Origin of the sequence: Streptomyces sp. NPDC096136 (genome assembly GCF_044763325.1) — a bacterium.
Lineage (GTDB): Bacteria > Actinomycetota > Actinomycetes > Streptomycetales > Streptomycetaceae > Streptomyces.
The window spans coordinates 212341-233193 of sequence record NZ_JBIWFZ010000005.1 but is presented as its reverse complement, the minus strand read 5'-3'; the positions used below and the strand labels follow the sequence as shown (position 1 = coordinate 233193).

Annotated in this window: 19 protein-coding genes; 9 read left to right on the top strand and 10 right to left on the bottom strand. The window is 73.9% G+C overall.

Annotated elements, in window-relative coordinates; translation table 11 throughout:
* The first annotated feature begins 45 nt into the window (after positions 1-45).
* On the top strand, positions 46-936 hold the full coding sequence (locus tag ACIRBY_RS12950) for a helix-turn-helix domain-containing protein (RefSeq protein ID WP_403900051.1): 891 nt from the start codon (positions 46-48) through the stop codon (positions 934-936).
* Positions 933-1115, top strand: a complete 183-nt coding sequence (locus tag ACIRBY_RS12945) for a DUF397 domain-containing protein (RefSeq protein ID WP_403900049.1) — start codon at positions 933-935, stop codon at positions 1113-1115. Before ACIRBY_RS12950 ends, ACIRBY_RS12945 begins: the two co-directional genes overlap by 4 nt.
* Before the next feature lie 14 nt (positions 1116-1129).
* Here ACIRBY_RS12945 and ACIRBY_RS12940 read toward each other — a convergent pair whose 3' ends face one another.
* The 3 genes from ACIRBY_RS12940 to ACIRBY_RS12930 form a co-directional block, all read right to left on the bottom strand.
* Positions 1130-1798: a hypothetical protein gene (locus ACIRBY_RS12940; protein ID WP_403900047.1), complete on the bottom strand. Its 669-nt coding sequence runs from the start codon at positions 1796-1798 to the stop codon at positions 1130-1132.
* 55 nt (positions 1799-1853) lie between these two features.
* A complete protein-coding gene (locus ACIRBY_RS12935; protein ID WP_403900045.1) occupies positions 1854-3098 on the bottom strand; it encodes an MFS transporter in 1245 nt (414 codons plus the stop codon).
* Positions 3099-3218: 120 nt separating this feature from the next.
* Entirely contained in the window at positions 3219-3530 is a 312-nt protein-coding gene (locus ACIRBY_RS12930) for a hypothetical protein (protein WP_403900043.1), read from the bottom strand.
* Positions 3531-3708: 178 nt separating this feature from the next.
* Here ACIRBY_RS12930 and ACIRBY_RS12925 point away from each other — a divergent pair, with 178 nt between their 5' ends.
* From ACIRBY_RS12925 to ACIRBY_RS12915, 3 genes are all read left to right on the top strand, one after another.
* Positions 3709-4923, top strand: coding sequence for an FAD-dependent monooxygenase (locus ACIRBY_RS12925; RefSeq protein ID WP_403900041.1), 1215 nt, complete (start codon positions 3709-3711; stop codon positions 4921-4923).
* A gap of 356 nt (positions 4924-5279) precedes the next feature.
* The gene (locus ACIRBY_RS12920; protein WP_403900039.1) at positions 5280-7163 is read left to right on the top strand and encodes a C1 family peptidase; all 1884 of its coding nucleotides are present in this window, start codon (positions 5280-5282) and stop codon (positions 7161-7163) included.
* A complete protein-coding gene (locus ACIRBY_RS12915; RefSeq protein WP_403900037.1) occupies positions 7160-7492 on the top strand; it encodes a hypothetical protein in 333 nt (110 codons plus the stop codon). Before ACIRBY_RS12920 ends, ACIRBY_RS12915 begins: the two co-directional genes overlap by 4 nt.
* On the opposite strand, the gene ACIRBY_RS12910 is transcribed toward ACIRBY_RS12915, so the two are convergent.
* On the bottom strand, positions 7476-8651 hold the full coding sequence (locus ACIRBY_RS12910) for a DUF418 domain-containing protein (RefSeq protein WP_403900035.1): 1176 nt from the start codon (positions 8649-8651) through the stop codon (positions 7476-7478). The two genes, ACIRBY_RS12915 and ACIRBY_RS12910, sit on opposite strands and share 17 nt — an antisense overlap.
* 181 nt (positions 8652-8832) lie before the next feature.
* Here ACIRBY_RS12910 and ACIRBY_RS12905 point away from each other — a divergent pair, with 181 nt between their 5' ends.
* On the top strand, positions 8833-10182 hold the full coding sequence (locus ACIRBY_RS12905; protein ID WP_403900033.1) for a nitrate/nitrite transporter: 1350 nt from the start codon (positions 8833-8835) through the stop codon (positions 10180-10182).
* Positions 10183-10378: 196 nt separating this feature from the next.
* Here ACIRBY_RS12905 and ACIRBY_RS12900 read toward each other — a convergent pair whose 3' ends face one another.
* The gene (locus ACIRBY_RS12900; protein WP_403900031.1) at positions 10379-11206 is read right to left on the bottom strand and encodes a maleylpyruvate isomerase family mycothiol-dependent enzyme; all 828 of its coding nucleotides are present in this window, start codon (positions 11204-11206) and stop codon (positions 10379-10381) included.
* Positions 11207-11345: 139 nt separating this feature from the next.
* On the opposite strand from ACIRBY_RS12900, the gene ACIRBY_RS12895 reads away from it, so the two are divergent.
* Complete coding sequence (locus ACIRBY_RS12895; protein WP_403900029.1) at positions 11346-12143, top strand: carbon-nitrogen family hydrolase; 798 nt, start codon at positions 11346-11348, stop codon at positions 12141-12143.
* Positions 12144-12244: 101 nt separating this feature from the next.
* On the opposite strand, the gene ACIRBY_RS12890 is transcribed toward ACIRBY_RS12895, so the two are convergent.
* Positions 12245-12757 carry an LURP-one-related/scramblase family protein gene (locus tag ACIRBY_RS12890; RefSeq protein ID WP_403900027.1) on the bottom strand — a complete coding sequence of 171 codons (513 nt, stop codon included), beginning with the start codon at positions 12755-12757 and terminating at the stop codon, positions 12245-12247.
* Between the two features lie 31 nt (positions 12758-12788).
* Here ACIRBY_RS12890 and ACIRBY_RS12885 point away from each other — a divergent pair, with 31 nt between their 5' ends.
* On the top strand, positions 12789-13598 hold the full coding sequence (locus ACIRBY_RS12885; RefSeq protein WP_403900025.1) for a hypothetical protein: 810 nt from the start codon (positions 12789-12791) through the stop codon (positions 13596-13598).
* On the opposite strand, the gene ACIRBY_RS12880 is transcribed toward ACIRBY_RS12885, so the two are convergent.
* Positions 13561-14709: an acyltransferase family protein gene (locus ACIRBY_RS12880; RefSeq protein ID WP_403900023.1), complete on the bottom strand. Its 1149-nt coding sequence runs from the start codon at positions 14707-14709 to the stop codon at positions 13561-13563. The two genes, ACIRBY_RS12885 and ACIRBY_RS12880, sit on opposite strands and share 38 nt — an antisense overlap.
* Positions 14710-14828: 119 nt before the next feature.
* Here ACIRBY_RS12880 and ACIRBY_RS12875 point away from each other — a divergent pair, with 119 nt between their 5' ends.
* Positions 14829-16667, top strand: coding sequence for an NHL domain-containing thioredoxin family protein (locus ACIRBY_RS12875; protein ID WP_403900021.1), 1839 nt, complete (start codon positions 14829-14831; stop codon positions 16665-16667).
* A 59-nt stretch (positions 16668-16726) separates the two neighbouring features.
* On the opposite strand, the gene ACIRBY_RS12870 is transcribed toward ACIRBY_RS12875, so the two are convergent.
* From ACIRBY_RS12870 to ACIRBY_RS12860, 3 genes are all read right to left on the bottom strand, one after another.
* Positions 16727-18019: a M18 family aminopeptidase gene (locus ACIRBY_RS12870; protein ID WP_403900019.1), complete on the bottom strand. Its 1293-nt coding sequence runs from the start codon at positions 18017-18019 to the stop codon at positions 16727-16729.
* Positions 18020-18122: 103 nt separating this feature from the next.
* Positions 18123-18860 (bottom strand): hypothetical protein, encoded by a 738-nt coding sequence (locus tag ACIRBY_RS12865; RefSeq protein ID WP_403900017.1) that lies wholly within the window; start codon positions 18858-18860, stop codon positions 18123-18125.
* Positions 18861-19021: 161 nt separating this feature from the next.
* Positions 19022-20848, bottom strand: coding sequence for an acyl-CoA dehydrogenase (locus ACIRBY_RS12860; protein WP_403900551.1), 1827 nt, complete (start codon positions 20846-20848; stop codon positions 19022-19024).
* Positions 20849-20853: the final 5 nt, after the last annotated feature.

Below are 20853 nucleotides of genomic sequence, written 5' to 3'. Positions count from 1 at the left end.
ATGAGGCTGTCGACGCCGGCGCACGCGGGCGGGAGACTGTGCCGGGTGAACCGTGGAACACGCGAGGGCCAGGGCAACAGGACGTCGACGGTGCTGGGCCGCCGGCTGGGCGGCGAGCTGCACGCGCTGCGCACGGCGGCGGGCAAGACCCAGCTACAGGCGGCGAGGGAACTCAGCGCCACCGCGACGAAGATCGTGAAGATGGAGAGCGGCTGGGTCCCGATGCGGGATCCGGACATCCGGGTGCTGTGCGAGTTCTACGGCGTGACGGACGGCGAGGTCGTGGCCGGGCTGCTGGCCCTGGCCCGGCTGGACCGCGACCGGCGCAAGGCGAAGGGCTGGTGGCAGCAGGTCCCGTCGGTCGGCAACCTGGCGGAGTACGTCGCGATGGAGGATGTGGCCACCCGCATCCGCACCTGGCAGCTCGCGCTGGTGCCGGGCCTGCTCCAGACCGCCGACTACATCCGGGCGCTGGGGGTCAGCTCCGATTCGTGGACGCACCCGGACGAGATCGAGGAGATGGTCGCGACCCGCACCAAGAGGCAGGCACGGCTGTGGGGCGACAAGCCCCTGGAGTTCCACGCGGTGATCTGGGAAGCGGCGCTCCGCCAGGAGATCGGTGGCCGCGACGTCATGCGCGCCCAGCTGGACCACCTCGTGGCGATGGCCGAGCTGCCCAACGTCCACGTGCAGGTCCTGCCGTTCCGCGTCGGTGCCAACCACGGCGTGTCGGGAGCCTTCAACCTGGTGTCGTTCGCTGAACCCGGGGCAGTGGACGTCGGCTACTCGGAGGGCATCGCATCTATGGTGTGGGTGGAAGGCGCGGAAGGATCCAGGCTGTTCACGCAGGCGTTCGACCGCGTGTCCCGCATGAGTCTCGCACCGCACGACTCCGTGAAACTGATCGAGGCCATCGGCAAGGGATTTCAGGCATGAGCGAGTTCGAATTCGTGAAGTCCAGCTACAGCAACAACACGAACAACACCGACTGCGTCGAGGTGGCCACGAACGTGACGGGCACGGTCGCCATCCGGGACAGCAAGTGGCGGCGGCCCGACGCCCCCGTCATCCGGGTCACCGACACCGCGTGGGCGGAGTTCGCGAGGACGCGCTGAGCGTCCGCGCCGGGTCAGCGGCCCAGGGTCGTGCACCACGCCAGGGTCGCGGCGAGTTCGGCGCTGAACGCCTCGCAGAGCGCGAGCGCCTCGCGGCCGGCGGCCGTGTCGGGGAGGTCCGAGCCCGGTGGCAGGCCCGCGACGAGGGTGTCGCAGGCGGCCTCGACGGCCCGGTTGCGGGCGGCGTGGTAGCCGGTGGCTGCCTCGGCAGCCGTCGCGAGGTACCGGGCGTGGGCGTGCCGGGCCGGGTGGTCCCACAGCGAGTCCGCGGCGACGAGGTCGACGGATCGGGAGAGGGCCCGGCAGAGGCCGACGATGCGCTCGGCGTCCTCCGGGGCCGGCCCGCCCGTCGCCCGCCACCGCGCCAGTTCCACCAGGACCTCCATCTGGGTCTCCGCGGCGGTGCCGTCCGGCTCCCCCTCCTGGGGGTCGGCGAAGAACGGGGCCGCGGTCAGTTCGGCGACCGCCTGGGCGCAGGTGTCGCCCGGGGTGGGGAGCAGCGCGCGGAAGACGGCGTCCACCAGCGTGCGGTGCGTCCCCCACGCGGGATCGAGGCCGAGCATCAGCAGCGGCGCGCGCAGGCGCCACAGCGCCAGCACGGCCGTGTGGCGGCGCTGGTCGGCGGTCATGCCGGCACACCGCTCCGCGAGCGCGGCATCGTCCCGCCCGTCGCATCCGTCCATGATTCCCACCTGCTCGCCCGTTCCTGCCCCGCCACACCCTAGGGCGGCCGTCCCGCTACCGGGACTCGGCCTGCGGTGTGCGCCGGTTGACGCGGTGGACGTCCGGGACGCACAGGTTGAGGGCGGCCGCGGCGGCGATCAGCGCCGCGCAGGCCAGGAGCGTCGTCCGGGTGTCCCACGCGTGCGCCGCGAGGGCGGTGACGAGGTAGCCCAGCGGGATGGCGAGGCGTTCGCCGAGGCCGTTGAAGGCGCTCATGCGGCCCTGTTCCGCCTGCGGCACGTGCTGCTGAAACGCGGTGCTCCAGGCGACGATCGCCACGTCGAGCCCCACCCCCGCCAGCAGGGACGCCGCCAGCACCAGGGGCAGCGGCAGGGCGGCGGCCATCGCGGCCAGGGGGAGGGCGAGGGCGCCGGACGCGGCCACCGCGACCGCGAGCAGCCGGTACGGCTTCCACCGCAGGCACACGAGGGTTCCGGCGAGCAGGCCGCAGGAGAACGCCGCCTGGACCAGGCCCCAGTCGCGCGCCCCGGCGTACTGCCGGGCGGCGACGAGGGGGCCGAGGAGCTGGAAGCCCGCCAGCCAGGCCGCGACCAGGACCGTGCCCGCGGCCGTGTACGTCCACAGCCAGGTGCGGGCCCGGAAGCCCGCCCAGCCGGCCCGCAGGCCGGCCAGGACGCCCTCGGCCGGGGCCGGCGGGGCCGCCAGGGGCAGGCCGAGGAGGAGGAAGGCCGCCACCGCGAAGGTGAGGGCGTCCCAGGCCAGCGCCCAGGCGGCGCCGCTCGCGGCGACGACGAACCCGCCGGCGACCGGGGCCAGCACCTTGACCGCGTTGCCCGGGAGCCTGAGCAGGGCGTTGGCCTCCTGGAGGTGCTCCTCGGGGACGATCTGGGCGACGGCGCCCTGGACGGCCGGGACGATGAACGCGGCCGCCGTGCCGGAGACGAGGCCGCAGGCGGCGATGGACGCCGTCGTCGCGTGTCCCGTGGCCACGGTGACGGCCAGCACCCCCTGCGCGGCGGCCGCGAGGAGGTTGCCGAGGAAGAGGATCCGGCTCCGGGACAGCCGGTCGGCGTAGACGCCGCCCACGAGGAGGAACACGATCGTGGGGAGGGTGTTCGTGGCCAGGACCAGGCCGAGGGAGCCGGCGCCCCCGCCCCGCTCGATGACGGAGTAGGCCAGGGCGAGGGGGGCCATCGCGGACCCGGCGGCCGAGACGAGGTGGGCCGAGACGAACCGCCGGAAGGCGGCGATCCTCCACGGCGTACGGATGCTGTCCAGCGGCTGGTCGGCGACCTTCATGATCTCCCTCGGGTTCGGCGCGGCGGGCAGCCTAGTGCCCGCCGGGTGCCGGTGGCCCGGGGTTTTCGCGCCGTACCGCGGGGAGGGGTGAAGGGCTCGGCGCCGAGCCCTTCACGGGGGTCAGACCGGGCCCACCTGGGCGGTGAGGTGGACCGCGACCTCGAAGACCGCCAGGGTGGGCTTGGAGCCCACGTCGCGGAAGAGGCGGGGGGCCGGGGCGCCGCCCGGGGCGGCCCGTACGGCGTCCAGGGAGGCGTGGTCGCGCCACAGGGACTGGATGCGCCAGTGCCCGTCCTCTCCGGCCAGCAGCTCCGTGCGCACCAGCCCGTCGGGCAGCGGGTGGGTCAGGAGCTCGCGGTAGGCCGCGACGAGATCGGCCTCGCGCTCGGCCGCCACGACCCCGCTGACCTCGCTCAACACCGGTCCGGACATGGTCCTCACCTCCTTGCCCCTCCCCACGCTACGCGCGCTGCGGCCGGTCGGCCCTCCGGACCCGGCGGCCCGGGGGTCCCGAGGGGCGGGCGGCCGGATCCGTCGCGTCGCCCCGGCGCGGGCCGTCCGCGTCAGTAGGCTGGCCGGTCAGTCAACTGGGCGACGGGTGGAGGCGGTTGTGCGCGGTGGATCGGTCGCGGTGGTCGGGGGGAGCATCGCCGGGTGTGCGTTCGCCTCGGCCGCGGTGCGGGCGGGGGCCGGGGAGGTCGTCGTGCTGGAGCGTACGGGCGGGCGGCTCGCGGACCGGGGGGTCGGGCTGTGCGTCCACGACGACCGGGCCGCGGAGCTGGTGGCCGCCGGGGCGCTGCCCCCGGGGATCCCGGCGCACCGGCTGGAGCGGCGGCGGTGGGTGGTGCGGGACGCCTCGGCGGGGGTCGGCGGGCGGCTCATCTGGGAGCAGCCGTTCCCCTTCCACTCCTACCACTGGGGGCTGCTGTGGCGCGGGCTGCGGGAGGCGGTGCCGGGGACGGTGGACTACCGGCAGGGGGTGGCCGTCGAGGGCGTGGACGGGCGCGGGGACGGGGCCGGCGTGCGGCTCGGGGGCGGGGGCGCCGAGCGGTTCGACCTCGTCGTCGGGGCCGACGGGTACCGGTCGGTGGTGCGGGAGGCGGTGAGCCCGGGGGCGAGCCCGCACTACGCCGGGTACGTGTGCTGGCGGGGGAACGTCGACGCCGCGCTGCTGGAGGGGCTGGAGGGGGCGCCGTCGCATCCCGGGGCCGTCACCACCGTCTGCTTCCCCGGGGGCAGTTGCGTGATCTACCGGATCCCCGGGCCGGAGGGGCCGCGGGTGAACTGGGTGCTGTACGCGGCGCCGCCGCAGGGCGCGGGGCTGCGGTTCGACGATCCGACCAGCTTCCCGCCGGGGGCGCTGGGCGGGGAACTCGCCGGTCACCTGCGGGCGTTGTTGGAGCGGGAGTTCCCGGAGTACTGGGGGCGGGCGCTGGCGCTGACCGCGCCCGAGGACACGTTCGTGCAGCCCATCTACGACCTGGTGACCGAACCCGCCGCGGCGGGACGGCTGGTGCTGGCCGGGGACGCGGCGAGCGTGGTGCGCCCGCACAACACCAGCGGGGCGGCGAAGGCCCTCCAGGACGCCACCGCCTTCGGCACCGCCTGGGCGCGGGCGGGGTCCTGGGAGGACCTCGTCGCCGGCTACCAGGCGGCGCGGGGGGCGGCCGGGCGGGAACTGGTCGCGCTGGCGCGGCGGCTCGGACGGGCGCAGGTGGAGGAGACGCCCGTGTGGGCGCGGATGAGCGCCGCCGACGTCGCCGGCTGGTGGCAGGCGCAGCTGGCGGGGGCCGCCGGGATCGGGGGGCAGGCCCTGTCCTCGTAGGGACGGTTCCGGGTGCGCGCGGCCGACGGGTTGTAGGGGCTGCTGGTGTGTCCGCGTGACTGTGGCCGTGGGGGTGGGCCGGGGGTGTGCGGCCGGGGGGCTGGCGTGTCCGCGTGGCCGTGGTCGTACGGGTGGGCCGGGGTGTGCGGCCGGGGGCCGTAGGGGCTGCTCGTGTGGCCGTGGCCGTGGCCGTGGCCGTGGTCGTGGTCGTGGTCGTGGGGGTGGGTCGGGGGTGCGTGGCCGGGGGGACCGTACGACCCCCCGTGCGTCCGCGCGACCGCGCGGCCCCCCTTGACGGGGTCCGGCGGCGGGGAGACGCTCCGGGGCTCACGACGGAGTGCAGCTGGGGGGCCGGGATGCCGGAGGAGTCTGTCCAGACGGTGGGGGAGCTGCGGGCGCAGCTCGTGGCGCGGGGGGCGCGGTGGTCGGTCGTCGAGCACCTCGCCGACCCGGACCCCGTACCGAGGCCCTCCCTGGGTCTGGAGCCGGGGCCGAACCTGACGCCCGCCGCCGAGGCGGGGACGGTCGACCTGCGGGCGCTCGTGGGGAGGGAGAGCGGGAACCCGCACCTCAGCCGGCGCAGGGCCGCCCACGGGCTGCTGCCGGGGACGGCCGCGGGCGCCGGGCGGCCCGTGGCCGTGGACTGGCGCAGCCGGTGGGGGTGGCCCTGGCTGACCAAGGTCAAGGACCAGAACCCCTGCGGCTCCTGCTGGGCGTTCGGGGCGGCCGGGCTGGTCGAGTCGATGGCCCGGATCGAGCACGACGTGTGGGCGGAGCGCTCCGAGGGCGACGTCCACGACGGGCTCAAGTGCACCTGCGGACAGACCGGCAACCCCGAGACCGCCCTCGACTGGATCAAGGACAACGGCGGCCTCGCCGACCCCGGCTGCTGGCCGTACACCACCCCGCCCCCCGGCCTGCCCGCCGAGCGGCGCGACGCCTGGCGGGCCGAGTACACGCCCAGCTGGGACCGTTCGGGGCGGACCGTGCGGATCACCGACTACGTGCGCCTCGGCGACGTCGAGCAGCAGAAGGTCTGGCTGGACACGGTCGGGCCGCTCACCGCCTGCTTCGACGTGTACGACGACTTCTTCGGCCTGGGCGCGGGCGTCTACCACCGCACCAGCGACCGGCTCGCCGGCGGGCACTGCGTGCTGGTCGTCGGCTACGACGACGCGGCCGGCTGCTGGCTGTTCAAGAACTCCTGGGGCGCCGGCTACCACGTCGGCGGCTACGGCCGGATCGCCTACGGCGAGGTCAACATCGACTACTGGGCCAAGTGCGGCCTGCGCGGCACCAACATCGACCCCTGGAGCAAGCGCCGCCTGCACGCGGGCAGCGTCTACGAGAGCGGCAACGGCCGGGCCCACCGCAACTTCGAGATGGCCGCGACCGCCGGCGGCGGCCACCTCCAGCACTGGTGGCGCGAGGGCGACTCCCCGTTCGCCTGGGCCCGCGCCGGGACCTTCGCCGGGGACGCCTCAGGCCAGCCCGCCTTCACCGGCAGCACCTACAACCGGAACATGGAGTCCCTGCACGTCACCACCGGCGGCCGGCTCCGCCACTGGTACTACGAGCAGGCCGTCGGCGTCTGGCGCGACGGCGGCGCCTTCGGGCCCGGCGACGCCGCGATCGGCTCGACGCCCGCGTTCATCCAGAGCGACTACGGCCGGCCGGGCAACTTCGAGGTGGTCGTCCGCACCGCCGACGGCCGCCTCAACCACTGGTGGCGGATCAACGGCGCCCCCTGGACCTGGAACGACGGCGGCCGCTTCGGCTCCGGCATCGCCCACTACGGACCGGCCCTCGTCCAGACCCGCGCCCGCACCCTCGAGCTGGTCGCCGCCCGCACCGACGGCCGGATGCAGCTGTGGTGGCGCGACGACCCGAACGGCTTCGCCTGGAAGGCCGGGGAGGTCTTCGGCGGCGGGGCCACCTCCGCGCCCTGCCTGATCGAGGGGCAGTACGGGGCCCTCGACGAGGACACCGCCGGGAACTACGAGCTGTGCGTGGCGGTCGCCGACGGGCGGATCGAGCACTGGTGGCGGGGCAACGCCGCCGGCGCCCCCTGGACCCGCGGCGCCGTCTTCGGGCACGACGCGCTGACCGTCACCGGGATGCTCCAGGGCAGCTTCGGGTTCAACCTGGAAGTCGTCGTCCTGCGCACCGACCGCCTGCTCCAGCACTACTGGCGCGACGGCGCGGGCTGGCACGAGGGGGACGTCATCGGCCCGGCGTGAACCAGGAGGTCCCGCGGGTGGAGGTGCGCAGCGTGGTCCTCGGCGCCGGTGAGTCGTACGAGCTGCGGCTGACCGGGCGCGGCGCGCGCGGGTACGTGTGGACCTGGCAGGTCTCCGGGGACGCCGACGCCGTCTCCGTGGGCGAGACCGCGCCCGGGCGGGCGGCGCGGGCCCTGCCCGGGGAGACGGTGGAGCGGACGTACGTGGTCCGGGGCCGCCGCCCGGGCGGGCGGGCCAGGATCCGGTTCGCGCAGGTCCGGCCGCCCTACCCGCAGGAGGCCCCGTACGACGAGTTCCTGCTGGACGTGGAGGTCACCGGCGGGGCCTGAGCACCCGGTGCTGCACCGCCTCCAGCGGGCCCCGCTCGAAGCGGCGCAGCCACAGCCCCGACGCGGCGACGAGGAACAGGGCGACCGCCGCCCACAGGCCCATCACCCACCAGGGGCCGGACCCGGCCATCCGGTCGGCCAGGCCGAGCCCGAACCCGTAGCAGAGCAGGACGCACAGCAGGTTCTGGCCGACGTAGCAGGACAGGGCGGTGCGTCCGACGGAGCCGAGGGCGCCGGCCCCGGGGAGGGCGGAGCGGTCCAGGGCCCGGCCGATCAGCCCGGCGTACCCGAGGGCGATCAGCGGGGCGACGGCGTAGCGGCCGAGGAGGAAGAAGTCGGGGCCGCCGAGCGCGGCGGCGACGCCCAGCGGCAGGCCGAGGCCGAGCCCCCAGGAGGCCATCCGGACCCGGATCCGGCGCCCGGCGGCGGTCGGGGTGAAGGCGCCGGCGCGGTGGAGGCGGACACCGAGGAGGAAGAGGAAGAGCAGCAGCCCGAAGGAGAAGACGGGCTCGATGCGCAGCGCGAGGGCGTGGTCGAGCCGGAAGGCGATCTGATCGGCCCAGCTGCCGTGCGCGTACAGCCGGACGGTCTGCGGGTCGGGCGAGGCGGGACCGGAGCCGGGGGTGACCAGCTGTCCCAGCGTCACCAGGGCGATCAGGGACAGGTGCAGACCGCCCGCGACCCACATCACCACCCGCCGCACCCGCTCGGAGCGGGCCAGCAGCCAGGCCGTCAGCAGGGCGGTGACGGCGTACCCCATCAGCACGTCCCAGGCGAAGAGGAGGACGAAGTGGACGGTCCCCTCCAGGAAGAGGAACGCTGCCCGCCGCGGGTAGCGGCCGGGCCACCGCTCGCCCCGGCCGGCGGCGGAGTCGTACTGGATGGCCAGGCCCACCCCGAACAGGACCGTGAGCAGGGAGAGGAACTTCCCGTCGGAGAGGAAGCGGAAGACGGCCTCGGCCACGGTGGCGGCGGACGGGTCGGCCAGCGGGTCGGGCAGCCGGAGCGAGCCCTGGAGCACGCTCCACTCCGAGCCGGGGGAGGTGAAGATCCAGACGTTGGTCATCAGCGTGCCGAGGATCGCGGCGCCGCGCAGGACGTCGAGGAGCGGGAGGCGGGTCGCGGTCACCCCGGGGGCGACGAGGGTGGTGTGGGCCATGTCCCCAGGCTCGCGGCGGTCCGGGCCCGGTACGTCCTGCCGGTGGACGAAGCCGCGGTACATCCTTCGGCGCAGTCCGGGGCGGGCCGGGTCCACATCGCGGACGGAGGAAACAGATGTATGACCCAGGTATTTATCCTGTGCGCATGCAGACCGAGGCGCTGGTGCGGGGGACGGACCGATGAGCCCGGCCGCCGCGCCCCCGGCCCTCCAGGACCCGCCCGGCGGACGGCGGGCCGTGGCCGTCTGGTCCATCGGCGTCGCCGTCTACTTCGTCGCCGTGATCTTCCGGACCAGCCTGGGCGTGGCCGGCCTGGAGGCCGCCGACCGCTTCCACGTCAACGCCTCCGCCCTGTCGACGTTCTCCCTCCTCCAGCTCCTCGTCTACGCCGGCATGCAGGTCCCGGTCGGGCTGATGGTGGACCGGCTGGGCACCAAGAAGGTGCTGACGCTCGGCGCCGTCCTCTTCACCGCCGGCCAGATCGGCTTCGCCCTCTCGCCGACCTACGCGATGGCGCTGGCCGCCCGCGCCCTGCTGGGCTGCGGCGACGCGATGACCTTCATCTCCGTCCTGCGCCTGGGCACCCGCTGGTTCCCCGCCCGGCGCGGACCGCTCATGGCGCAGCTGGCCGGGCTGGTCGGCATGGCCGGCAACCTGGTCTCGACCCTGGTCCTGGCCCCCGTCCTGCACGGCGCCGGCTGGGTGCCGGCCTTCGCGGGCAGCGCGCTCGCGGGGCTCATCGTCCTGGTCCCGCTCACGCTGTTCCTGCGCGACCACCCCCCGGGCCACGCCCTGCCGCCCGCGGCCTCCGGCGGGGGCGGGTTCGTCCGCCGCCAGATACGCGACTCCTGGCGGGAGCCCGGCACCCGCCTGGGGCTGTGGGTGCACTTCACGACGCAGTTCCCGGCGATGGTGTTCCTGCTGCTGTGGGGCATGCCGTTCCTGGTCGAGGCGCAGGGGCTGGACCGGACCACCGCCGCCGGCCTGCTCACCCTGATCGTCGCCGCGAACATGGGCTGGGGCCTGGCCTACGGCCAGATCATCGGCCGCCGCCCGGCCGCGCGGCTGCCGCTGGCCCTCGGCACGGTCGCGGTCACCGCGCTGCTGTGGGCCGCGGTCCTGCTCTACCCGGGCGAGCACGCCCCGATGTGGCTGCTGGGCACGCTGTGCGTGGTGCTGGGCACCTGCGGCCCCGCCTCGATGATCGGCTTCGACTTCGCCCGCCCCGCCAACCCCGCCGAACGGCAGGGCACCGCGTCCGGGATCACCAACATGGGCGGGTTCCTCGCCTCGATGACCACCCTGCTGTCGGTCGGCGTCCTGCTGGACGCCACCGGGGACGACTACAGGATCGCCTTCTCCTCGGTGTTCGCCGTGGAGCTGCTGGGCCTCACCCAGATCCTCCGCCTGCGCCCCCGGGCCCTCGCCCGCGAACGGGAACGCGAACGGGACCGGGAGCCCCTCGCGCCCGCCGCGCCCGCCGCCGCCGGGGAGGGCCCCCGCGCGGCCGCCCCGAGCGCACCGCGCTGACCCGGGGCGCGAGCCCCCGCGCACCGCGCCGGACGGGCTGCGGGCGGTCCGGTTGCGTGCCGGACGGACTGCGGGGCGGGCCGGCGAGGTGCCGGGCAGGCTGCGGGGCGGGCCGGCGAGGTGCCGGGCAGGCTGCGGGGCGGGCCGGCGACGTGCCGGGCAGGCTGCGGGGCGGGCCGGCGACGTGCCGGACCCGCTACGGGGTGACGGCGAAGTTCGCCAGGATCGCTGCCGCCAGCTCCGCGTCCCCGTCCACCTTCACCCGGTCCGCGACCTTCCCCGGCCGCACCCGCCCCGCCGCGAGGCGCACGTACGTCTCCCAGTCCAGCGACAGCGACACCGCCGGGCCCAGCGAGGGCGTCGAGTCGAGGGTGGCCCGGCCCGACGCGTCCACCCGTACCGTCCGCAGGAACTCCAGCGCGCCGTGCACGTCCAGCACCACGGCCGTGTTCGGCGGCGCGCCCGCGCCCTTCGCGACCGCCTTCGGCAGCCCGGACAGCAGGATGTCCCGCGCCACGTGCGCACCCGGCGCGTCCCAGTTGCCCGGCACGCCCAGCGCCGCCCGCAGGTCCTGCTCGTGGATCCACACGTCGAACGCCCGCAGCCGCAGCGACAGCTCCAGCGGGATCTGGTCGCCCTGCGGTCCGCGCACCATCGTCGTGGCCGGATCCCGCTTCTCGCCCCGCAGCTGCCGCTGGCGGCGGATGACGGTGTACTCCAGCTCGGAGGTGATCTCCAGCGCGGTGTGGTGCCGGCGGACGTCGACCGGAACCTCCATGTAGCGGGTGAACTCGTCCACCACGTGCCGCAGGTCGCGGGGCAGCGTGTGGATCGGCCGCGGGTCGCCGAGCTGCTCCAGCTCCATGCCGATGACGTGGGAGACCACGTCCCGCACGGACCAGCCCGGGCACGGCGTCGGCTGGTTCCACTGGCCCTCCGTCAGGGGGAGGACCAGCTCGGTTATCGCCTCGATCGAGTGTGTCCACGCGTCGACGTACGGCTCAAGACTGGGATGGACGGTCAACGGGACCCCTCGCTGGCTGTTCAGTGGCGCGTTGTGGACTATTCCCAAAACTACGCTGCCGATGAGCACCCCGACAGCGCTTTCGTGTGACGATCGTAGGCCTTGACTTGACCGGCTGACATGCCAGGACGGTGGTAGTGTGCGCGCCTCGCTGATTCAAATCGCGGTGAACGAGGGGGAGTCGGTGGCCTCCCGGCGGTCCAGGGCCGCCGAACTCGTCCGGGAGCAGAACGACTCCGACCTCGTCGTCCTGCCCGAGCTGTGGACGGTGGGCGCCTTCGCCTACGAGCAGTTCGAGACGGAGGCCGAGCCGCTGGACGGGCCGACGTACGAGGCCATGTCCAAGGCCGCGCGCGACGCCGGGGTCTGGCTGCACGCCGGCTCGGTCGTGGAGCGCGCGGGCGACGGCTCGCTCTACAACACCGCGCTCGTCCTCTCCCCGGCCGGCGAGCTCGCCGCGACCTACCGCAAGATCCACCGCTTCGGTTTCGACCAGGGCGAGGCGGTGCTGATGTCCGCCGGCGACTCCCTGACCACGGTGGCCCTGCCGGAGCAGACCCTGGGCCTCGCCACCTGCTACGACCTGCGCTTCCCCGAGCTGTTCCGCGGCCTCGTGGACGCGGGCGCCACGACGATGGTCGTCTCGGCCGGCTGGCCGGCCCGGCGGCGCGAGCACTGGACCCTGCTCAACCGGGCCCGGGCGGTGGAGGACCAGGCGTACGTCCTGGCCTGCGCGACGGCCGGCACCCACGCGGGCGTCGAGCAGTCCGGGCACAGCCTGGTGGTGGACCCGTGGGGCGAGGTCCTGGCGGAGGCGGGCCCGGGCGAGTCCGTCCTGACGGTGGACCTGGACCCGGCGAAGGTGGCGGAGACCCGCGACCAGTTCCCGGCCCTGAAGGACCGCACCCTGGGCCTGCGACCCCCGACGGCCCCGTAGCCCGGGGGAACGACGGAAGGCGGGTGGGGGGCTCCGCAGATCCCCCCACCCGCCCGCCCCCGCACCGGCCTACCCGCCCGCCCCCGCCCGCGCGCACCGGCTCACCCGCCCGCCCCGCCCTCCTCGCGCTCCCGTTCCGCCATGCGGATCACGCACACCGCGACCGCCACCATCAGCGCCGCGTCCGCCTCCTCCCGGACCACGTCCACCGCGTACGTCTCCCGGATCCGGTACCACTGCCGCGAGACGAGCGCGAGCAGCTCCCCCTCGTACTCGACCTTGAACTCGCGGTCCAGGATCCGCCCGCTGACGTCGAGTTCCGTGCCCTCGGACATCGTCACCCGGAAGTGGTTGCGCAGCAGCGTCATCCGCTTGCGCCGGATCACCGCGAGCCGCTTCCCGTCCCGCTCCAGGGTCATCGCGTCCCGGAACCCGAAGCCGAACAGCCGCTCCCGCAGGGTGATCAGGACCCGCCCGGACGGATCCTCCAGCTCCAGGGTGTCGCGCAGCCGCAGCGCCTTCCCGTCGATGAGGAAGGCGTGCCGGCCGTCCTCGTCCTCGATCCAGTAGTCGTCCCCGATGGCCAGCATTTTGTCCCGAACGAGGTATTTCATACGGAGATCGTTTCCCGGATAGGTTGCCGCCATGCCCCTTCTCTACGTGACCGACCTGGCGTACCCGGCGCGCGGGCGCCGCTACGGTGACGAGGACGTCCTCCTCACCTCCCGGCTGCGCGAGCACTTCCCGCTCGCCCTCTGCCACCCGCTGGACGCCCGGGCCCTGATGCCCGGCTTCGACGCGGTGATCGTCCGCAACAGCGGTCCCGTCCTGCACTACCAGCAGGCCTACGACGCCTTCCGCGCGGCCGCGCTCGCCGCCGGGACCCCCGTCTACAACCCGCTCACCGGCCGCGCCGACATGGCCGGCAAGCAGTACCTCCTCGACCTGACGGCCGCCGGGTACCCCGTCATCCCGACCGTCGACGACCCGGCGGACCTCCACCTCCTGCCGGCGACGGACCTCTACGCCGTCAAGCCCAAGCAGGGCGCCGACTCCATCGGCCTGACCTTCACCCCGGCCCCCGCCACCGGGCCCGGCGAAGCCCTGATCCAGCCCCGGATCGACTTCGCCTACGAGGTCTCCTTCTACTTCGTCGACGACGCCTTCCAGTACGCCCTCCACGCCCCGGACCCGGAGCGCCGCTGGGAGCTGGTCCCGTACGAGCCCACCCCCGCGGACCTGGCCTTCGCGCGCCGCTTCATCGACTGGAACACCCTCGCGCACGGCATCCAGCGCGTGGACGCCTGCCGGGCCCCGTCGGGGGAGCTGCTGCTGGTGGAACTGGAGGACCTCAACCCGTACCTCTCCCTGGAGCTGCTCCCGGCCCCCGTCCAGGACTCCTTCGTCGAAGCCCTGGTCAGCTCACTGAAGGCGTTCCTCCCCGCCGGGACCTGAGCAGGAGCCGGCGACCCGGCACCTCCACCCAGGCGTACAGGGCCCAGGCGAGCGCCAGCGACACGGAGAAGGCCGCGGCCAGCACGAGCAGGCCGCCGCCCCACAGGTCCAGCTTGGGATGCCCGCCGAAGAGGCTCTCGCCGGTCCGTATCACCAGGATGTGCACCATGTAGAAGGCGAAGGACACCTCGCCGAGCCGGACGCTGAGCCGCCCGCGCCAGGGCGAGGGCTCGCCGCGCAGGTCGGCCTGCGCGGCGGCGGCGATGAGCGCGGCGTACCCGACGACCGTGCAGGCGGCGGCGCGGTAGGCGTAGTCGGCCTGCTGGCTGAGGAAGTACCCGCCCATGGTCAGCGCCAGCGACACGGTCAGCCCGGGACCCCGCCAGCGCCCGGCCCGCACCAGCTCGGCTAGGGCGATGCCGAGCACGAACTCGGGGAGCCGGTAGAGCGGGAAGAAGTTGTCCGCCCAGATCTGCCCGTCGGAGTGGTGGGCGAGCTCCGCCCAGGTGGGGATCGCCACCACCGCGGCCAGGGACAGCGCGGCGACGACCGCGCTCCCCCGCCACCCCAGCCGCCGCAGCGGCCACACGAGGAACGGGAAGGAGACGTAGAAGAACGCCTCGGCGGCGAGCGACCAGCTGACGGGGTTCAGCCCCTGGAAGTACGGCACCTGCGGCACCCAGGCCTGCACCAGCCCCAGGTTGGCGGCGACCGGCCCGGCGGCCGGCTTCTCCCCGGCCCCCAGCAGCCACACCAGCACGAGCGCCGCGACGGCCGTCACCAGGTGCAGCGGATACACCCGCGCGAACCGCCGCCGCCAGAACCGCACGATGCCCCGCCCGGTGGGCGCCTGCGCGGTCGACCAGGCGAGCACGAAGCCGGAGAGCACGAAGAAGAACGACACACCGGTGTTCCCCACCCCGAAGGCGGCGGCCACCAGCCCCTGGGCCCGTCCGCCGAAGTACTCGACGACGTAGACGTGGTAGAGGAACACCATCAGCGCGGCGGTCCACCGCAACCCGGTCAGCGAAGGCAGCGCGACGGGCCGCCCGCAGGCCTCCTCGCCCGCCTTCGCCTCTTCACTCCTGGATATGACCGCTGCCGTCGACATGCGCGGCAACCTAACACGCAAGCCCCTTGATCAATTGCCCCCGCAATCCGAAGCGAAGGAGGCCCTTCCCGTCGTACCGGCGTGATCCGCCGTTCGTGAGCCAATGGCAAGCTTGAAGGATGAACGATGCTGCCCCGGCGCCCACCCCCGCGCCCGCACCCCGCAAGCGTGCCCGTGTCCGTGCTCCCGAGCTGATCGGCAAGGGCGGCTGGCTGAACACCGGCGGCAAGGAGCTGACCCTCGCCGACCTGCGAGGGCGTATCGCCATCCTGGACTTCTGGACCTTCTGCTGCATCAACTGCCTGCACGTCCTCGACGAGCTGCGCGAGCTGGAGGAGAAGCACCGCGACACCGTGGTGATCATCGGCGTGCACTCGCCCAAGTTCGTCCACGAGGCCGACCACGCCGCCGTCGTCGACGCCGTCGAGCGGTACGAGGTGCACCACCCCGTGCTCGACGACCCCGAGCTCGCCACCTGGAAGCAGTACGCGGTGCGGGCCTGGCCCACGCTCGTCGTGATCGACCCCGAGGGGTACGTCGTCGCCCAGCACGCCGGTGAGGGGCACGCGCACGCCATCGCGCGGCTCGTCGAGGAGCTGGAGGCCGAGCACGAGGCCAAGGGGACGCTGCGGCGCGGGGACGGGCCCTACGTGGCGCCCGAGCCCGTCGCCACGGACCTGCGCTTCCCCGGGAAGGCGGTCGTCCTGCCCTCCGGGAACCTGCTCGTCTCCGACTCGACGCGGCACCAGCTCGTGGAGCTCGCCGCCGACGGGGAGACCGTGGTGCGGCGGATCGGCAGCGGGGAGCGCGGTCTGGGGCCGGACGCCTTCAGCGAGCCGCAGGGGCTGGAGCTGCTGCCCGACGGGCGGGTGGTGGTCGCGGACACCGTCAACCACGCGCTGCGGGTGTTCGACCCCGTTACGGGGGCGGTCGAGACCGTCGCCGGGACCGGGCGGCAGTGGTGGCAGGGGTCCCCGACCTCCGGGCCGGCCCTGGAGGTGGACCTGTCCTCGCCGTGGGACGTGGCCTGGTGGCAGGGCCGGGTGTGGATCGCCATGGCCGGCGTGCACCAGCTGTGGACCTGGGACCCGGAGGCGGGGACCGTCGCCGTCGCCGCCGGGACCACCAACGAGGGGCTGGTCGACGGGCCCGCCGCCGAGGCCTGGTTCGCGCAGCCGTCCGGGCTCGCGGCCGCCGGCGACCGGCTGTGGATCGCCGACTCCGAGACCAGCGCGCTGCGGTACGTGGAGGAGGAGGGGGACGGGTACGTCATCCGCTCCGCCGTCGGCACGGGCCTGTTCGACTTCGGGCACCGGGACGGGGACGCCGCCCAGGCGCTGCTCCAGCACCCCCTCGGGGTGACGGCCCTGCCGGACGGCTCGGTCGCGGTCTGCGACACGTACAACCACGCCCTGCGCCGCTACGACCCCGCCACCGGCCAGGTCACCACCCTCGCCACCGACCTGCGCGAGCCCAGCGACGCCGTGCTGGCGGGCGAGGACATCGTGGTCGTGGAGTCCGCCCGGCACCGGCTGACCCGGCTGCGGCTGCCGGAGGAGGCCGTACGGGTCGACGCGGTCGCGCACCGCACCCGGCGGGCGGCCACCGAGGTCGCCCCCGGCACGCTCCGCCTCGACGTGGTCTTCCAGGCCCCGGCGGGTCAGAAGCTGGACACCCGCTACGGCCCCTCCACCCGGCTGCTGGTCTCCTCGACCCCGCCGGAGCTGCTCGCGGAGGGCGAGGGCGCCGGGACGGACCTGTTCCGGGACCTGGTGCTGAACCCCGGGGTCGCCGAAGGGGTGCTGCACGTCTCGGCGATGGCCGCGTCCTGCGACGACGACCCGGCGAACGAGTACCCGGCCTGCCACGTCCACCAGCAGGACTGGGGCGTCCCGGTCACCGTGACGGAGTCCGGCACCGCCCGCCTGCCGCTGGTGCTGGCAGGCATGGACGGCTGACGGGGCGTCGGGAGGGCGGGGGACGGGAGGACGGCCGGGTCCTGTCCTTCCCGGGGGGCTCAGCCCTCCAGGAAGGACAGGAGGGCGTTCGCCAGGAGGAACGGGTCGTCGGAGCCGCAGAGTTCGCGGGCCGAGTGCATCGACAGGATGGCCACGCCGATGTCGACGGTCTGGATGCCGTGCCGGGCCGCGGTGATCGGGCCGATCGTCGTTCCGCACGGCATCGAGTTGTTGGAGACGAAGGTCTGCCACGGCACCCCGGCCCGCTCGCAGGCCGCGGCGAAGACCGCGCGGCCGCTGCCGTCGGTGGCGTAGCGCTGGTTGACGTTGACCTTCAGGATGGGGCCGCCGTTGGCGCGCGGGTGGTGCGAAGGGTCGTGGCGCTCGGCGTAGTTGGGGTGGACCGCGTGCCCGGTGTCGGAGGAGAGGCAGATCGTGCCGGCGAAGGCGCGGGCCTTGTCCTCGTACGAGCCGCCGCGCGAGAAGACTGAACGTTCCAGCACGTTGCCCAGGAGGGGGCCGTCCGCGCCGGTGTCGGACTGGGAGCCGTTCTCCTCGTGGTCGAAGGCGGCCAGGACCGGGATGTGCTCCAGCTTGTCGGAGGCGCAGACCGCGGCGAGCGCGGCGACGCCCGCGTGCACGGACAGGAGGTTGTCCATGCGCGGGCCGGCCAGGAGCTCGCGGTCGCGGCCCAGGTAGGCCGGCGGCTCGATCGAGTGGACCATGAGGTCCCAGCCGGCCACCGAGCCCTGGGGCAGGCCCTCTTCCTCCTCCAGGAAGGCGATCAGGTCGCCTTCGCGGGCCTCGCCCAGGCCCCAGATGGGCTGCATGTGCCGCTGCTTGTCGAGCTTGAGGCCGTCGGAGTTGACGGAGCGGTCGAGGTGCACGGCGAGCTGGGGCACGCGCAGCAGCGGGCGGTCGACGTTGACCAGCCGGTCGGTGCCGTCGCGCAGCGAGAGCCGGCCCGCCAGGCCCAGGTCGCGGTCGAGCCAGGTGTTGAGGAGGGTGCCGCCGTAGATCTCGACGGCGACCTGCCGCCAGCCCTGCGAGCCGGTGTCCGGCACCGGCTTGACCCGGAGGTTGGGGGAGTCGGTGTGTGCGCCGATGATCCGGAAGGGGGTGTGCGCGGCCGCGCCCTCGGGCACGTACCAGGCGATGAGCGCGCCGCCGCGCAGGACGTACCGGCCCCCCGTGCCCGAGTCCCAGGCGTCCGATTCCGACAACTGCCTGAAGCCTGCCTTTTCCAGCCGCTCGGCCGCGTTGGCCACGGCGTGGTACGGCGACGGACTGGCCGTCAGGAAGGTCATCAGATCGTCGGTGTGGCCGCGGTCGAAGCGGGCGGGAGAGCTCATGTGGTTCACCTTAACGACGGTCGTGTTCGCCATGGCCGGACTGCGGCGGATGGCCGGAGGGGTCGCGGGACCGCGGGGTGCGTGGCCCGTGGTCCGGTCGTCCTCAGCCCGGCGGACGCTCGAATCGGCGCTGGAGCTGCCGGCGCTCGCCCCGCCGGATGCGCGGGAGCATCTCGGGGGTCTGCGGCGGGCGCTGAGCACGTCTTCTGCGTCCGGCGCAGAAGATACAGGCCTCACCCGGCGGGGCATCGGGGTCGATCGGCGCGCCGGGGTGTTCGGCGCATCCCGAGGCGTTGCGCGGCCGGGACAGCTCGCGGGCCACGATGAACGCCCGGTGGAGGTCGTCGGCGAGGCGGACGAAGTCCTGGTCGGGGGAGCCGAGGGTGAGGTGGAAGCGCTGCTCGTCGATGCCGCGCAGGTACCGCCGCAGCACGTCGAGGGTGTAGGGGGGCTCGGGTACGGGGTAGCCCAGGCGGCGCTGCTCGACGGGGGCGGCGGGTGCGGCCGGGCGGCCGCCCCGCAGGCGCCGGCCGAGGCGGCGGCGGTCGTTGCAGATGAGGCAGCGGCCCCAGCCTTCGGGCGCCTCGGGGTCGAGGGCGCCGTTGGGGTGCTCGGGGCAGCCGGTGTAGCTCTTGGCGGGGGCGAGGCCGGAGGCCGTCTGGAAGGCCACGTACAGGGCGTCGGCCACGGGGTCGTACTCGGCGGGGTGGGCCCCGTCGTAGAGGTCCTTGACGCGGTCGCCGAGGGCGCCCACGTTGGCCTGGAGCTCCTTGAGGGCGTACGGGCGCCCGGTGGGGACGGTGTACCCCCTGCCGCCGTGCTGCTGCTCCTGTGGACTCATGCCTACGAGCGTCCCACGAACCTCGGACAACCGCGGAACCCGGGCGCGGCGGACCCGTACGCACCGGCGGCCGGATCCGGACGCACCGGAGGCCGGACCCCCGACAGGAGGGGTCCGGCCGCCGGCGCGTACGTGCACCGCGTACGGGGAGGGGGCCCGGATTAGAAGGCGGCCTCGTCGAGCTCCATGAGGGAGTTGTCGACGGCCTCGGCCAGCGCGCGCTGGACCGAGACGCCCGGCAGGACCTGCGCGGCGAAGAACTTCGCGGCGGCGATCTTGCCGGTGTAGAAGGGCACGTCCTTGGCGGAGGCGCCCGCGAGCTTCTCGGCGGCCACGGCGGCGCCCTTGAGCAGCAGGTATCCGACGACCACGTCGCCGGAGGCCATCAGCAGGCGGGTGGTGTTCTGGCCGACCTTGTAGATGTTCTTGACGTCCTCGCCGGTGGCGGTGAGGTCGACGATCATCTGGCCGACGATGGCCTCCAGGTCGACGGCGGCCTTGGCCAGCGCGTCGCGGGCCGGGGCCAGCTCCTCGCCGCCCACGCCCTCGGCGAGGAACTTCTTGATCGTCTCGGAGAGGACGTTCAGCGAGGCGCCCTGGTCGCGGACGATCTTGCGGAAGAAGAAGTCCTGGCCCTGGATGGCCGTGGTGCCCTCGTAGAGGGTGTCGATCTTGGCGTCCCGGATGTACTGCTCGATCGGGTACTCCTGCAGGTAACCGGAACCGCCGAAGATCTGCAGGGACTCGGAGAGCAGCGCGTACGACTTCTCCGAGCCGTAGCCCTTCACGATCGGCAGGAGCAGGTCGTTCAGGCCGATCTCGGCGGAGGCGTCCTCGCCGGCGGCCTCCTTGAGCTGGATCGCGTCCTGGACGGAGGCGGTGTACAGCACGAGGGCGCGCATGCCCTCGGCGTAGGCCTTCTGCGTCATGAGCGAGCGGCGCACGTCGGGGTGGTGCGTGATGGTGACCTTGGGCGCGGTCTTGTCCAGGAAGTTCGCCAGGTCCGGGCCCTGCACGCGCTCCTTGGCGTACTCCAGCGCGTTGAGGTAGCCGGTGGAGAGGGTGGCGATGGCCTTCGTGCCGACCATCATGCGCGCGAACTCGATGATCATGAACATCTGGCGGATGCCGTCGTGCTTGTCGCCGATCAGCCAGCCCTTGGCGGGGTGCTGGTCGCCGAAGGTCATCTCGCACGTGTTGGAGGCCTTGAGGCCCATCTTGTGCTCGACGTTGGTGGCGTAGACGCCGTTGCGCTCGCCCAGCTCGCCGGTCTCCCAGTCGAAGTGGAACTTCGGGACGAGGAAGAGGGACAGGCCCTTGGTGCCGGGGCCGTGGCCCTCGGGGCGGGCGAGGACGTAGTGGAGGATGTTCTCCTCCATGTCGTGCTCACCGGACGTGATGAAGCGCTTCACGCCCTCGATGTGCCAGGAGCCGTCCTCCTGCTGGATGGCCTTGGTGCGGCCGGCGCCGACGTCCGAGCCGGCGTCCGGCTCGGTGAGGACCATGGTGGAGCCCCAGCGCTTCTCGACCGCGATCTGGGCGATCTTCTTCTGCGCCTCGTTGCCCTCGGCGTGCAGGATGCCGGCGAACGCCGGGCCGGAGGAGTACATCCAGATGGCCGGGTTCGAGCCGAGCAGCAGCTCCGCGTAGGCCCAGATGAGGGAGCGCGGGGAGGTGGTGCCGCCGATCTCCTCGGGCAGGCCCAGGCGCCAGTACTCCGAGTCCATGAAGGCCTCGTAGGACTTCTTGAAGGAGGCCGGGACCGGGGCGGTGTTGGTGGCCGGGTCGAAGACCGGGGGGTTGCGGTCGGCGTCCGCGAAGGACTCCGCCAGCTCGTTCTCGGCGAGGCGGGTCAGCTCGGACAGGATGCTCTTGGCGGTCTCGGTGTCCATCTCGCCGAACGGGCCGGTGCCGTACAGCTTTTCGCGGCCGAGCACCTCGAAGAGGTTGAACTCGATGTCGCGGAGATTCGACTTGTAGTGCCCCATGGCGA

What these genes read in the sequence shown, in the direction of transcription:
- ACIRBY_RS12945 (WP_403900049.1), top strand. Translation starts at nt 933, where the DNA reads ATGAGCGAGTTCGAATTCGTGAAGTCCAGCTACAGCAACAACACGAAC.
- ACIRBY_RS12940 (WP_403900047.1), bottom strand. Translation starts at nt 1,798, where the DNA reads ATGGACGGATGCGACGGGCGGGACGATGCCGCGCTCGCGGAGCGGTGT.
- ACIRBY_RS12935 (WP_403900045.1), bottom strand. Translation starts at nt 3,098, where the DNA reads ATGAAGGTCGCCGACCAGCCGCTGGACAGCATCCGTACGCCGTGGAGG.
- ACIRBY_RS12930 (WP_403900043.1), bottom strand. Translation starts at nt 3,530, where the DNA reads ATGTCCGGACCGGTGTTGAGCGAGGTCAGCGGGGTCGTGGCGGCCGAG.
- ACIRBY_RS12920 (WP_403900039.1), top strand. Translation starts at nt 5,280, where the DNA reads ATGCCGGAGGAGTCTGTCCAGACGGTGGGGGAGCTGCGGGCGCAGCTC.
- ACIRBY_RS12910 (WP_403900035.1), bottom strand. Translation starts at nt 8,651, where the DNA reads ATGGCCCACACCACCCTCGTCGCCCCCGGGGTGACCGCGACCCGCCTC.
- ACIRBY_RS12905 (WP_403900033.1), top strand. Translation starts at nt 8,833, where the DNA reads ATGAGCCCGGCCGCCGCGCCCCCGGCCCTCCAGGACCCGCCCGGCGGA.
- ACIRBY_RS12890 (WP_403900027.1), bottom strand. Translation starts at nt 12,757, where the DNA reads ATGAAATACCTCGTTCGGGACAAAATGCTGGCCATCGGGGACGACTAC.
- ACIRBY_RS12885 (WP_403900025.1), top strand. Translation starts at nt 12,789, where the DNA reads ATGCCCCTTCTCTACGTGACCGACCTGGCGTACCCGGCGCGCGGGCGC.
- ACIRBY_RS12880 (WP_403900023.1), bottom strand. Translation starts at nt 14,709, where the DNA reads ATGTCGACGGCAGCGGTCATATCCAGGAGTGAAGAGGCGAAGGCGGGC.
- ACIRBY_RS12875 (WP_403900021.1), top strand. Translation starts at nt 14,829, where the DNA reads ATGAACGATGCTGCCCCGGCGCCCACCCCCGCGCCCGCACCCCGCAAG.
- ACIRBY_RS12870 (WP_403900019.1), bottom strand. Translation starts at nt 18,019, where the DNA reads ATGAGCTCTCCCGCCCGCTTCGACCGCGGCCACACCGACGATCTGATG.
- ACIRBY_RS12865 (WP_403900017.1), bottom strand. Translation starts at nt 18,860, where the DNA reads ATGAGTCCACAGGAGCAGCAGCACGGCGGCAGGGGGTACACCGTCCCC.
- ACIRBY_RS12860 (WP_403900551.1), bottom strand. Translation starts at nt 20,848, where the DNA reads ATGGGGCACTACAAGTCGAATCTCCGCGACATCGAGTTCAACCTCTTC.